The organism is Parabacteroides distasonis ATCC 8503 (genome assembly GCF_000012845.1).
Taxonomy (GTDB): Bacteria; Bacteroidota; Bacteroidia; order Bacteroidales; family Tannerellaceae; genus Parabacteroides; species Parabacteroides distasonis.
The window spans coordinates 1,449,388-1,463,192 of record NC_009615.1 but is presented as its reverse complement, the minus strand read 5'-3'; the positions used below and the strand labels follow the sequence as shown (position 1 = coordinate 1,463,192).

At 39.5% G+C, this 13,805-nt stretch carries 9 protein-coding genes and 1 pseudogene; 7 read left to right on the top strand and 3 right to left on the bottom strand.

Features of this window, described 5'->3' with window-relative positions; all coding sequences use genetic code 11:
* The first annotated feature begins 9 nt into the window (after window positions 1–9).
* Window positions 10–3,339, top strand: coding sequence for a DUF4906 domain-containing protein (locus BDI_RS06300; protein ID WP_227742539.1), 3,330 nt, complete (start codon window positions 10–12; stop codon window positions 3,337–3,339).
* Between the two features lie 370 nt (window positions 3,340–3,709).
* On the opposite strand, the gene BDI_RS06295 is transcribed toward BDI_RS06300, so the two are convergent.
* Window positions 3,710–4,918 carry a site-specific integrase gene (locus tag BDI_RS06295; protein WP_011966370.1) on the bottom strand — a complete coding sequence of 403 codons (1,209 nt, stop codon included), beginning with the start codon at window positions 4,916–4,918 and terminating at the stop codon, window positions 3,710–3,712.
* A gap of 462 nt (window positions 4,919–5,380) precedes the next feature.
* On the opposite strand from BDI_RS06295, the gene BDI_RS06290 reads away from it, so the two are divergent.
* The 5 genes from BDI_RS06290 (at window position 5,381) to BDI_RS06265 (ending at window position 10,743) form a co-directional block, all read left to right on the top strand.
* Window positions 5,381–5,983, top strand: coding sequence for a phage integrase SAM-like domain-containing protein (locus BDI_RS06290; protein ID WP_005856613.1), 603 nt, complete (start codon window positions 5,381–5,383; stop codon window positions 5,981–5,983).
* A 56-nt stretch (window positions 5,984–6,039) separates the two neighbouring features.
* On the top strand, window positions 6,040–6,960 hold the full coding sequence (locus BDI_RS06285; protein ID WP_011966369.1) for a DUF5712 family protein: 921 nt from the start codon (window positions 6,040–6,042) through the stop codon (window positions 6,958–6,960).
* 383 nt (window positions 6,961–7,343) lie between these two features.
* Complete coding sequence (locus BDI_RS06280; RefSeq protein ID WP_005856619.1) at window positions 7,344–8,024, top strand: DUF4747 family protein; 681 nt, start codon at window positions 7,344–7,346, stop codon at window positions 8,022–8,024.
* Window positions 8,025–8,273: 249 nt separating this feature from the next.
* Entirely contained in the window at window positions 8,274–8,660 is a 387-nt protein-coding gene (locus tag BDI_RS06275; RefSeq protein ID WP_011966368.1) for a hypothetical protein, read from the top strand.
* A gap of 661 nt (window positions 8,661–9,321) precedes the next feature.
* Complete coding sequence (locus BDI_RS06265) at window positions 9,322–10,743, top strand: PLP-dependent aminotransferase family protein (RefSeq protein WP_005856628.1); 1,422 nt, start codon at window positions 9,322–9,324, stop codon at window positions 10,741–10,743.
* On the opposite strand, the gene BDI_RS06260 is transcribed toward BDI_RS06265, so the two are convergent.
* Window positions 10,731–11,927, bottom strand: coding sequence for a PLP-dependent aminotransferase family protein (locus BDI_RS06260; RefSeq protein ID WP_005856630.1), 1,197 nt, complete (start codon window positions 11,925–11,927; stop codon window positions 10,731–10,733). The genes BDI_RS06265 and BDI_RS06260 overlap by 13 nt on opposite strands.
* Window positions 11,928–12,044: 117 nt before the next feature.
* On the opposite strand from BDI_RS06260, the pseudogene BDI_RS06255 reads away from it, so the two are divergent.
* Window positions 12,045–12,329 (top strand): annotated as a pseudogene (locus BDI_RS06255) (response regulator transcription factor); the annotation flags it as partial.
* Window positions 12,330–12,552: 223 nt separating this feature from the next.
* On the opposite strand, the gene BDI_RS06250 reads toward BDI_RS06255, so the two are convergent.
* Window positions 12,553–13,761, bottom strand: a complete 1,209-nt coding sequence (locus BDI_RS06250; protein ID WP_005862069.1) for a hexokinase family protein — start codon at window positions 13,759–13,761, stop codon at window positions 12,553–12,555.
* Window positions 13,762–13,805: the final 44 nt, after the last annotated feature.

Genomic DNA, 13,805 nt, shown 5'->3' with positions numbered 1-13,805 from the left:
ATATACAGCATGATGAAAAAAACAGTGAATCATATTCTGGCGGCGGGACTGTTGGCGCTCCTGTCGCTTGCATCTTGCACCGATGAGTTCATCGAAGGAAACGACTTGCAGGGAGTAGACCGTGACAAGCGGGTGGAGGTGAGGCTTCCGTTCGGTGTGGGACGTGGCATCACTACCACGATTACAACCCGTGCGGCAGGTGGAGAGATTGATTATGACTCCCAGCTTTCGGGCGTGATGGCTTTTGTATATGAAGCGAAGAGCGACAATCCGGAAGAAAATGAGTTGTTAGCCTATCATCTGTTCTCCAATCCGTCCAATAAGCCGCTGGAAGGCGCTACCGGCGGATGGATTGCCGATAATGACGACCCTACGTGCGGTGAAATCAAGTTCTATGTTCCGGTGGGCGATGTGTATATCTATCTGTTGGGCAATGCGCAAAGTTCGTTCCTTAATTTCTTTCCGGGAGTATCGGGTGGGGATGCGCTGGGCACTCAGGCGGAGTTTTTTGAAAAAGCAACCCCGAAGTGGAACGGAAACATACACAGCGTAGACGGTTATCTGCCGCTTACGGGTATGGTGAACAACAATACAGGATTATGTCATGTGAACGAACAGGGACAAATCAGTTATACGGATGAAGAGGGAAAAACTCATACGCTGTTGCCGGACGGTAAACACGATGAAGACAACTCGTTTGTGCTGAAACGCCTGATGAGCAAGATTACAATGAATATCAGGGAAGGTAAAGGAGTGAAGTTTACGGCGCGAGATTACACGGTTCGCCATATACCTCATTATGTGTCGCCCACCGCACAGGCGTGGACGGAAGAAGAGCGGGACCGTATCCTGGTGGAAGATGCCAAGCCGGTGAATTTCGGTTTACTGGATTCTCTCACTTTTACTATATACCTGCCGGAGAACATACGCAAGGTAAGATCCGGCGTGGAGATTACCGAATACAGGCAGCGGGATAAGGTGGTGAAGACTGCCGACAATAAAAATACGGAAGAGACCGCTCCCGATGATTTTCATGCTGATAATGCCGATAATCACAAAGGGCACTACAAGTTTGAGTTTGCTCCGAAAGCTTCTACTTATATTGAACTGACCGGATGGTTTGAAAATGCAGACAAGACGGTTGCTGCCGATGTCCGTTATTATATCCATTTGGGTAATTTCGGGAAAGACCTCAATCACTTCAGCGTGGAGCGCGACCATCACTATACGTATAATGTAACCATCAACGGAGTGGATGATATAGTGGTGGAAGTGGAAGATGAGAACGAAAAGACTCCGGGAGCGGAAGGAGTGGTGTTCAAGCATGAGGCTTTCGCACATATCGATGCCCATTTTGACCAGGTGGAGATGAAATTCATGCGGAAAGACATTGAGAATGGTGTCTATCTGTATACCGACACACCTTTCGGGGTCATGGGGGTGATGTATTATCCTAAAGGTACCCCAGACGGAGGTTCGGAAGGCAAATGTGTATCCGTGAGCAGTTTCGGTATTACCAAAGAGGTGGCACAAGGCTATCTGGCGTGGCTGGAGTTTGCGAAAGAGACGCAAAAGGATAACTATTTCTATAATGGAACAAAACCGGATAAGGAAAGCCCCTATCTCCTGGAATACTATTATCCAGGCAAGGTGAAAAGTGTGTTCGATGCGCTCGATGAGTTTTATGCAAGTAAGGAGGATTCGGCGTACTACACCTGCTTTGTGGATGAGAACTTTTATGAAAGACATCCCGACCCGCGCATTACGGTACCGGTGCATCTGAAAGATTTTATCAACTGCAAGGACCGTATCTTCTCGCTTGCTACCGACCTCGAGTTCAGCCAAGATGGTAAGAGCGCGGTGTCGCAGTCGGTTTATACGCTGAAACAACGTTCCATTGCCTGCTTCTATGATATGAACGATGAGACTCTCAATAAATTCGGCTTGGAGTCGGTGGAAGAGCAGAAGCACATCCTGTATGAGCCAGAACCGGGCGAGAGGGAAGTTTGGGACGGCAGAAAGAATACTTGGCAAAAGCTGGATGGTCAGGTTGGAAATTGTAATATGCATGGTATGGAATGGGGGCTTAAAAAATCACCTTTCCTATCCGGTTTTATACTGAGGAAAGATGGAAGTCTGAAGGAATCCCGACCGATTAGCGGACAGGCCGACGATCCGGTTATCATGCTGATACGTAACCGTGATTTGAACGGCAACGGCTATCTGGACGAGGAAGAACTGCGCTGGTATGTACCTGCCATAGGGCAATTGGTGGGTATGTGGCTGGGAGAGCCTGCCATGGCAAAAGAAGCTGCCTTGTGGAAATCGTCTTTCGATATATATATAGGAGCAGACGGGAAAAAGATAAACAAGGATCCCGTACAGGGATATACGGCCAGTACATACGGTCCTTATTCCACAATATGGTCGGAACTGGGAGGATACATAAGTCATACGTATCTGAGGCACATGATTAGTGTGAGGAGCTTGGGAAGCGGAGTCGTGAGTGGCAGGATGGACAGGGAAGTTTCGTCTCCTTATTACAAATACGATGAAGCAAGCCGTACACTGGAAGTCTTTTTGGCGGACGAAGCCATGCGCTCGTTCAGTTACCGGGAGCTTCAGCCCCATAACGAACGCGATACGCAGAACCGTCTGTACAAGAAATTCCAGCTGGCACAAGAACCCATGCTGATGGATACGATTGCGAAATTTGAGTGCACTGACCCGAGTCACCTGAGATTTGATAAAGATACTCCCAGTAAGGTAACATGGACAGGTACGACATTGAAACTTATTGAGATAGACAATGCCAAACGAGATAAGTTTACCATAGCCCAAGACTATCACGAAGCAGGAGACGGAGTGACCCCCGCCGGAGCGTGGCGCTTGCCCAATGAACGCGAGCTGACATTGATTCAGCTGGCATTCAACTTCTTCCAGGATGAGGACAACCTGCCTTTCTCGCCCATGGTGAAGCCGGGAGACAAGGATGCCGTAGGTGATGCTTACGGCTGGTACAACCCACTCAGTCTGACATGCGATTTAAGTGATAAAAGGAAGCATAATTTTAAGCACCGGCTTTGCGCCATGTTCCATTGCCGTACGGCGTATTCTTACAGCCGCTATTATCCCGGTAGACACGAATATACGCCTACCGGCTACATACTGAACTATTGGAAGACCGATTCGGAAATGGAGTTGCTGAAAATTCGCCGGGTAGAAATGCACATGATGCCCTACTATTCAGATTGGAGAGGCATGGTGGAGGATACCGATGAAGATCGGGAAAAATACGGCAGAGCCGGTGTGTTCTGTGTGCGCGATGTGAGATACTGATCCGTAGGAATGACCGGATAGTTTTCCATTTTTCCGTTTAGGCGAATCTTATTTAGGGGAACACCTAAGGATACAAACAAGCCGGCTAATTCAAATATTTTTAGAATGAATTGGCTGGCTTGTTTTTTGTCATTTAACATGAATTCGATATAAGAAAGTGTTTTGATTGTTTTATAAACAACCAATTTTGTTATTTTCCTGTTGTTTTCGTCTATGTTTTGAGCGTTTTGGAGGCATATTCGCTTCTCTTATCCAGATAGCTTGCTATCTTTCTCATCAGAGAAATGAATCTGGTCCAAAAACAGATCCCCAATCAAGAGGCAGAAAAATCAAAACAGTTTCTTTGTCAATATTATATAAATACATATTTTTATATAGACATTAAAATAAGGTTATTTGCCTTATCCACAACAGATGTATCTAAAGAGCTAAGATAAATTCGGGTGGTTTGTTCCGAATTATGTCCCAATGCTTTACTGATGACAGATAGAGGGACATTTTTACTTTGGGCAATACTGGCCCATGCATGGCGCGCGACATAAGTAGTAAGCGGGATATCCAAACCAATCAGCTTGCCAATCTGCTTCAGATTTCTATTGATACGATGAGCCGCATTCTGGTATTGATGCCACTCGTCCACACCATTGTTTCGAATAACCGGTAGCAAATAGGGTGTATCAAAGGTATCATATTTATCGATGAGTTCCTGCATGGTTTTTTCCCTTTTGATAAATAACTGCTGACCTGTCTTATTTCTCCGATAAGCAAGAATCCCATTTTGCAGGTCTTGCTTTTTTAAAAATGCCATATCTACAAAGGACATTCCACGTGTATAAAAGCTGAATAAAAAGATATCCCTGGCGAAGACCAGTGATTTTTTCGTCAATTTTAAATCTCGTATTTCCCGGATCACATCCAAAGAAACAGCACGTTTCTTTGTTTTATCAATACCGGTATATACATGCTTGAAAGGATTTTGCTGGGTAACAAAACCCTGTTCCACCGCACGGTTATAGATAGCTCTGAGATTACGCATATAATAGGAACTGGTATTTGGACAAATACCGGTTCCTTTAAGCCAACTTTCATAGGCTATCATCAGATTGGAGTCCATGGCTTCCAACGGGATGTCTGCTTGGTCATTCAAAAAGCGTTCAAAACTGCCCAAGGCGTTCCGATAGGTATCGGCAGTACGTACTTTTCCTATTTTCTTCAATTCAACCAACAATCCTTTCCCATACAAAAGAAAGGTATAACTTCCTTCATGAGTAGAGTAAAGTTTTACGATGCGGTCGGCTGTATAAGTTTTATTTTCCTGTTTCAAACGGTTGATACATTCTTTTATTTTGAACAGATCTGTATCAATGTGCTTTTTCAATGCTGTCAGATAGAGTCTTCGCTCTTCATTCTTTCCAGCCGAAACATTTATTCGTTTCAAAACTGTATTCCACTCGTTCGGGAATAGCCTATAACCGGTACGAAGTTTCCGTACCTCACGATGATGGATTATTTGATAATGTAGAGTCCCTTCTTTTTGGATGGTAGAAGACGGGCGGAATTTTACTTTTATACTAGTCATATGCATTCAGATTTAAATTTTATATAGAGTTTATAAACAGACGAACTAACCACATGCGTTTCAATCTGTTTTGTGATTTCAGATGAATTATAGTTAGATATGCAAAAAGCGACTCCGGAGTTTTTACAGGGATGGTTTGGCGGAGTTTTCGCCGTTAAACCGTCCGGTTTTCGTTAAACGAAAAAACAAGACTACAAAACAGAAGAAGAAAGCATAACGGTGTAACTGATTCATTTACAGAAATGAAAGTCTTTTATAGTCCTTTCCTGTCCGACATTGGTTTGGCAGAATAAAGCGGATAAAGGCAAACGTTCCGTTTCTTATCCGTTACCCATTTCAGGGAGTGAAAAGCGGTGCAGAACGTTGTCCGAAAATGACCGGGAAAGTCCTTATTTGTCTGTGTTTCACATTGTTCTAAAACTCACGAAAGCAGTAATTTTACAAACTTAAAAATGAGTGATTATGAACAACGAACTGAAAGTGTCCTTTTACATCAAAAGGGAAAAGAGCGCAACCAACGCCTGCGGCATTTATCCGGTGATTGGCAAAATCATTGTCGGCGGTACGTTAGCCCAGTTCAGCAGCAAGCTGAAAGTCGATGAACGCCTGTGGGATGTCAAGTCAGGACGTGCGACCGGAAAGAGCAGGCAAGCCGTTGAGCTGAACCGGGCGATAAACAGGATAAACCTTGCCATTCATGCCAGCTACAAGGACATCTTGAAGCGGACGGGCAAAGTCACAGCCGTGGAGGTAAAGAACGCCTTTCAGGGTGTCGCAACCGCACAGACGACTGTCATTGCCCTGTTTGAGGAAATGATGCGGGATTTCAAGGCGAGGACGGGCATAGACCGGGCGGAATCGACTTACAAGCAGTACGAGGTGCTGCACGACCAACTGAAAGACTTCCTGAAAATACAGTACCACGCAAGCGACATACCGTTTACAGAACTGGACTTGCCTTTCATCGAATCTTTGGACTTCTATTTCAGGGTAAGGCGCAAAATGAAAGCAAGAACCGTCAAATCAAGGCTCGTGCTGTTTAACAAAGTCGTCCTGCTGGGATAGTAAAAAGAAAGAGAATTTGAAAGCTGAAATCAGCAATTTGATAAATACATAAGACTATGCACATAGACTTTGCCTCGCCATCGAACGGAACATATAACAATGCAGGCAGTAGCCGACAGTTGGCAAATTACCTCGAACATGAGGATTTAGAAAGGATAGAAAAGGGTATCTATACCGAAGGATTTTTCAATCTGACAGATAATAATATCTATAAATCAAAGGTCATAAAGGATATAGATACAAATATCGGCCAACTCCTAAAAACAGATGCCAAGTTTTATGCTATCCATGTCAGCCCATCGGAAAAGGAGCTTCAAGTGATGGGTGACACAGAGCAGAAGCAAGCCGAAACTATGAAACGTTATATTCGTCAAGTGTTTATACCTGAATATGCTAAGAACTTCAATAAAGAACTATCCGCTTCGGATATAAAGTTCTATGGTAAGATTCATTTTGACCGTAGTCGTTCGGAAAATGAACTGAATATGCACTGCCATTTGATTGTGAGCCGGAAAGACCAAGCCAATAAAAAGAAGCTATCACCATTGACTAATCATAAGAACACCAAGAATGGAGCAATAACAGGTGGCTTTGACCGTGTGAATCTGTTCCAGCAGACAGAACAGGGATTTGATAAACTGTTCGGTTATAACCGACAACAATCCGAATCGTTTGATTACCATAACACAATGAAGAACGGTTCTATCTTCGAACAACTTGATTTACAGGCACAAACCTTTATTGGCGAAAAGAAAAAAGATACATTCCAACCCAGTGAAAAAGAAAACAATATTTCTTGCAATCTTGATAGCAAGATACAGAACAAACATTCTTACAATCAACAAAATAACAATGGCGGTGATTCTTTGTTATCTATCTTTTCGTTAGGTGATGGCAACAGTTATAATGCTATACAAGCAGAGGAATTACAAACACAGAGACGCAAGAAGAAAAAAAAGAAAAGACGTCAGCTGTAATTCTGTACTCTAATAAGTAAAATGATAAAATTATAGCTTATATACTTAATTAAACCAATAAAATTTCTTTTTACTACATAATATGAACGTCCATACTATTTGAAAAACGAAGTGATCAACAAGTTCTTAACTGTTTATGCTCAACCTCTTGTTTTTTACATTTCTTTTATTATATTTGCAGAATAACCAATAAATTTAATTCAAATGGACAAATATACTCACAAAAATCAAAAAGAACAATCAAAGAAAATCAGATTGTACAATATCGCTATCTACCCAGAAGAGTGTCAATCCCCAGAAAGATACACTGAGTTATTTAAAGCAGTAAAAGAAAAAAAATCCGTATAAACACATATTCAGATAAAAATACAAGGATAAGGACTTTGTATGAGCATGATGGATTAATCTATGGTTCATTAATTAACTATACAAAACTAAATGAAGAAGGGTGGTTTAATGAGGAAACAGAAGAAATTGAAGATGTAAATATCAATCCTAATCTAAATCCCAACTCAAAAGAATGGGAATATTTCTTCTTGCCACAAGCACATCGTTTAGCAATATTTGAAGATGCCAATACATCTTCATCCCAAATAGCCTATTTTTTTGAAGATGCATTAAATAAAGTTACAGATAAGAACAAAGGTGAGAATGTAAAAGTTAATATTGTAGCAACAGAGGATGCTATTGAAAAGATCTTTAATGCAGTGCAATTAACCAATTTAGAAATCAAAGTATCATATACAAACAATGATAATAATGATGAATGGGAAGCCATCATAGACGAGCAAATGAAAGAAAGCGAAGTATCTGTCGTTTCAACAAAAGTATCAGGGACCAAAAAGAAACCTATAAAATTAAAGAAAAAAACTTTTTTAGGTGGTATGTTGAAACTTAGTAGGGAAAACGGATATGCCAAAGCTACCGCATATTTTGATGGGAAACGAGATGTTATTAACACGAAAGAGCATCCTTTAATTGATGAGGTTCGATATGAAAATGAAGATTCTCTGTTAGATAAAATAAAGAGTCGTATATTATCATTATCAAAAAGACATGAGTAAGAAAAAAGTACAGGCTGGAAAATAGTATGGGAAATATACCCTTTCTGCAATTTATGTAAAGGATGTATTAAGCCTATAATATTAACAGCCTTAACACTAATTCCACTTCTATTTTCAAAAAAAACACCTTTTGAACACATAGAAATAGTAAGCACTTTAATCACAAGTGCTTTTCCTAGTATTATAGGATTTGTGCTAACAGGATATGCTCTTATTATTGGATTTAGTAGTTCCGAAATAATAAGTTATTTGGCGAAAGACAGAAATGAGAAAAAATATTCACTATTTCAAATTGTAAATTCAACATTTGCTATAGTAATGGGTGCTATTATTTGCACTTTTTTATATGGGACTTTTTGTCAATTCATTCAAAAGGCACAAGTACCATTCCTATTTGGCAAAGGATTTGATTGTTTTAATTACTTAGTCCTTTTCTTATTGCTTTTTTCTCTCTATTATTCTATTTGCTCATTATTAGACATCGTTATTAATATTTTCAACTTGGGTCAATTTGCAAATACTCTTGCGAAAAGAAAGTATCAAGAGAATGAAAATAAAAAAAACATCACTGTAAAGAAGAAAAGTTTTTTTGAGAAAATAATAGATTGCCTTTTTACAAAGAAAACACATGATTAAAAATAAAACTTTATCATGCCTATTATTTGTAATATATAAAGCCTTAAAGATTGCCTTGCAATTTTTGCAAAGTATCAGAAATTTTCTATCTTTGCCCTCAGTATTCTCCATGAGCAAACTACTGCAAAAGCAAGTAACAAATTAGTGGGATAAATCATGGGATATGCTTGAAGCAAGAAATATAAAGTTTTAAATATCAGCGTGGTAACTCAACAAGGAGAATCCCAGGCGGATCACATAAGAACAAAGCCAAACGGCGACAAAAAAGAGACAAGTCCTACAATATCAACGTATTGTAGGACTTTTTTTATTGTTTCAGTCTTGCTTAAAAGACAAAAAAGGGGCACGAAAAGACACGGTTGAGTATCCAAATCGTACCCCCTTCCCCAAAAAACGATTAGGGGGTACGATTGTCGGAAATCACTATCTATGCAGAAGGTTTCAATCTCTGTATTGATTTTAGATATTATCATCTGAAACCTGTTTTACTGTGATTTTTTTATTAATGGTGGTTGAATTCAGTTGTTTACTTGAATACCTTTCTTCCATTTAAGAATAGCAAAGCAATACAAAAGTCATTCTGTAAAAGTATTTCAAAGTCCAAAACAGATACAGACACGATTTTTGTATATTTGCAGGATACAGATAACACCTAACAAGTATGAAAAAAGAAATCCTATATCAAGAAATAGCGAGAACTATTGCCTGTCAAATTAAGAAAGGCGTGTGGAAAGCTGGTGAGAAACTACCTTCTTTACGCACTATTAGCAATGAAAATGGTGTAAGTCTTAATACGGCAATTCAGGCATATTATGAATTGGAAAAAGACGGATTTATAATATCACGCCCAAAATCAGGGTATATTGTCAATTACAAACCCATACGCCTATCTGTTCCAGCGACAACACAACCGTCTGTAAAGCCTGAGAGCAAAGAGGTGGTAGATTTGATTGCTGACGTATACAGCTCGTTAGAAATAGGAGATAAATCGATCACTCGATTTTCATTAGGAATGCCCGAAGATATTTTATTACCAATTGCAAAACTTAATAAAGAACTTATAAGAGCTATGCAGGCACTTCCGGGTAATGGAACCCGGTATGATGAAACACAGGGAAATATGCGATTACGTAAATCTATAGCTCGTTTTACGTATAGTTGGAAGGGAAACTTGACAGAAGATGATATAGTGACAACTGCCGGAGTTACTAATGCGGTTGCTTTAGCTTTATCTGTAATTACTAAGGTAGGAGATACTATTGCGGTTGAAAGTCCGGTCTATTTTGGAATGTTACAATTAGCCAATAGTATGGGGTTACGTATATTGGAATTACCTACCAATCCAGTAACAGGGATTGATCCAGATGCGCTGAAAAAAGTTTTACCACAAATTAAAGCTTGCCTGCTTATAAGCAACTTTAATAACCCATTGGGAAGTTGTATGCCTGATGAACATAAAAGGGTAGTTGTTGATATGCTGGCCGGATATGATATACCTTTGATCGAGGATGATTTATATGGTGATTTATTTTTTGGAAATTCACGTCCTAAGCCCTGCAAGGCTTTTGACAAGAAGGGGCTTGTTTTATGGTGTGGTGCGGTATCTAAAACATTAGCGCCGGGGTATCGGGTAGGATGGATTGCTCCCGGCAAATTTAAACATGCTATTATTCGCCAAAAGAATATTCACCTTATTTCTACGCCTGCGCTTAATCAAGAAGCGGTTGCCAATTTCATGGAGAATGACAGATACGAAAACCATTTACGTAAACTGCGACAAGAATTATACGCAAACAGTATTCATTTTGCCCATTCCATCATGGATTACTTCCCCGAGAATACAAAAATTGTTACTCCACAAGGAGGATTTATGCTTTGGGTGGAATTAGACAAACAGATTGATACAACAGAACTTTATTATCGGGCTATGCAGCGAAAAATAAGCATAGCCCCCGGACGTATGTTTACATTACAAGAGCAATATACCAATTGTATGCGTTTAAGCTATGGACAACGATGGACTCCACTTCTTGAAGAACGCTTAAAACAATTGGGGGATATAATTAAAAATCACTTTAACTGATGTATGTATTCTTTTAGTACTTCCCCTATTACTTGAAGTCCTTTCATGATTCTATCTTCTGGCATATTAGAGTAATTTATTCTAAAAGTATTTTCTTTGTGCTCAACAGGATAAAATGAACTGCCGGGTACAAAGGCTATTTTCTGTTCAATGCATTTTTGCAGGATGTCATGCGCTGAAATATTTTCGGGTAATTCAATCCAAGTAAATAACCCGCCTTGAGGATGAGTATATTTTATGTCATTAGGAAAATAGCGTTCAATACATTCTAAAGCTATATCTCTGCGTTTTCTGTAGACTTCTACTATTTTGCTAATATGCTCATCAATATCATATCGTTTTAGATATTCGGCAATAGTCATTTGAGCTATTGTGTTACACTGCAAATCAGTGCCCTGCTTAACTAACACATACTTGCGGATAATATCTTTATCACCTGCAATCCACCCAATCCGAAAGCCCGGACAAAAGATTTTAGAAAAACTACCAGTGCATAAGATATTACCTACCTTATCAAAAGACTTTATAGAGGGTAAAGACTCTCCTTCAAACCTTAATTCTCCATAAGGGTTATCTTCAATAACAGGAATATCATATAAAGCAGATAGTTCAGCCAGTTTTTTTCGTCTTTCCAAACTCCATGTTTTTCCAGTGGGATTTTGAAAGGTTGGTATTACATATATTAGTTTTATATTTTGAGTATTATTCAGTACCTCTTCCAAAGTAGCCATATCCATGCCTTCTTCATCTGTTGGAATTTCAATGAAGCCACTCCCATATGATTTGAATGCGCTAATTGCTGCTAAATAGGTGGGGCTTTCACACAATACGATATCACCATCGTCCAGAAATACTTTTCCGGATAAATCTAATCCTTGTTGCGAACCGTGAGTTATAAGAATATTATCCTTATCGAACGATGTCCCTAAGCGTTCATTCATTCGTTTGGCAATCCATTCACGTAAAGGATAATACCCTTCAGTAGTCGTATATTGAAGAGCTTTTGCTCCTGCTTCTTGCAAAACGACCTGATTCATTTTGTTAATTTCATCTATGGGGAATAGCTCAGGGGCAGGTAGTCCACCAGCAAATGAAATAACATCTTCCCGTTCTGTAACTTTGAGTATTTCTCTTATTTCCGAAGCCTTTATATAAGACATTCTTTTGGCAAATTTCAACTTCATAATCATTAAATATATTTGAAAACTAAAATAATGCAAAGTAAAGCATAATAGATAAATGAGAACAGATACAATTTGCACAATATCAGCGGGTACAGATTTTCGGAACCAAGTATTATCCCGATTGTATCGCCTACCGAAAGAATCAAACGGACAGTTATCAATAGAAAGACAGGACTGATACTTGCGTCGACAGTTATTCTAGCCGAACCTCAATTAACCAAGCGTGAGAAAGAAATACTAATATTAATTCGGCAAGGTTTTCTGAGCAAAGAGATCGCTTATAAGCTAAATCTTAGTATTTATACGGTAAATAATCACCGAAAGAATATATTGGCAAAGCTAAATGTAGATAATGCGATCGAAGCTATCAATAAGGCGGAAAATTTCGGTATTCTCTATTGATTACGATATCCAATCCAAACCACTAGCTAATATTGATATGATTGCGGTTATATTTCATCCTCTGGGGCTGAATCCATTTGTGCGATGCGCTATGAGTGAATTATACAATCATTTTTCTGCGGAAAAAGTAGTGCGGGTATCGTATGTAAAGAATACCCGCACTTTCTATTTATTTTGAAAAACGTAATTTTATAGTTCAAGATTCACTTCATTCATATTGATTTCAAGAGAGCGCCGCTATACCTGTTCCTATCAAGTTTGCGTTATTCATATTGTTGATATGGATTTCGACATCCGCTAATGCGGATTCATTAAGGAGTTCTTGTAATTTCTCCAGAACAAGAATGTTATAGTTTTTATCTTTTCTATTCTCGCTCCAAAATAGACTGCCTTCGGCTACTAGACAGATTTTTTGTATATCTTTATTATATGATCTCAGTAACTGAATAAGGCCCAGTAGCGATGCGGCGACTAATTGTGCTGATCTGTTGTAGATCCAATGAGCTACATCTACATATACGTCCTTGTGAATATCCGGATAGTTCATGATAGCGGTCAATTTTTGGGCATCGAATTTATTCTCAAACTCATCCAAAGGGAAAGTTGCTTTCAATATATCGCCTAGATACATACCCGAAACCGCTTTCTCAAACCGCTGTTTTCCAAGGCTGCCTGAAATGGCGTCAACCGTATCATCGACTGTCGTGAGGAATGGAGGATGGAAGTTACCCGACTCTAGGTTGACAGGGACTAAGCCTTGTATATTATAGCTCGGATCTAATTTCTTTATTTTATCCGCCGGAATGAAAGTGGCCATGTTGGTGCCTGTTCCTACGATCAGACCGATATAGGCGTCATAGCTATTGTCGGTTAGGCCGGCAAACAAGCTGGCGATAGTATCGTTTAATACTTTAATACCTGTAAATTTGATTTTACAATGTTCGTTTAGGTAGTCGAGAAGTGGTTTGCCTACTAATTGCCCTACCATTTCTTTAATGTCGACTCCTTTTGTCCAACGTAACAATTTGGCGTCTCCACTGAGTACGGATTCTGCTGGATAAGAAAAACAATAGCCGATTGGCATTTCCTCATCCCGTTTTATCCCGACAATCATATCGGCTAATTCTTTAAATAGCTCCTCACGAGTATATCCCGGTGATTTCATGATCGACATGTCTTTTTTCCACCCATTGTTGGGATGGATGGTTGGTGATCCTTGTCCAAGATCGACGGTCGCTACTCTATAGTTGGTTCCTCCTAAATCGAGAACCAATGCTTTTCCATTAATATCAGAGGTTTTGGGAGAGATAAAAGTCGGTATGCATTGTATCTCCGCATTTTCATGTTTTAATCCCTCTTCAACCTTTTCCCGAAATGAACTGGCTATCTCTTTGAGTTGGTCATTTTCTAACCAGAAAATATTTTTCTCCATAAGATTGATTTTTTGATTTTGAAATATCCTTGTTAGTGAATAAC

Excerpts from the sequence above, each read along its gene's own strand:
- BDI_RS06300 (WP_227742539.1), top strand. The coding sequence starts at position 10 with ATGATGAAAAAAACAGTGAATCATATTCTGGCGGCGGGACTGTTGGCG.
- BDI_RS06265 (WP_005856628.1), top strand. The coding sequence starts at position 9,322 with ATGAAAAAAGAAATCCTATATCAAGAAATAGCGAGAACTATTGCCTGT.
- BDI_RS06290 (WP_005856613.1), top strand. The coding sequence starts at position 5,381 with ATGAACAACGAACTGAAAGTGTCCTTTTACATCAAAAGGGAAAAGAGC.
- BDI_RS06285 (WP_011966369.1), top strand. The coding sequence starts at position 6,040 with ATGCACATAGACTTTGCCTCGCCATCGAACGGAACATATAACAATGCA.
- BDI_RS06250 (WP_005862069.1), bottom strand. The coding sequence starts at position 13,761 with ATGGAGAAAAATATTTTCTGGTTAGAAAATGACCAACTCAAAGAGATA.
- BDI_RS06260 (WP_005856630.1), bottom strand. The coding sequence starts at position 11,927 with ATGAAGTTGAAATTTGCCAAAAGAATGTCTTATATAAAGGCTTCGGAA.
- BDI_RS06295 (WP_011966370.1), bottom strand. The coding sequence starts at position 4,918 with ATGACTAGTATAAAAGTAAAATTCCGCCCGTCTTCTACCATCCAAAAA.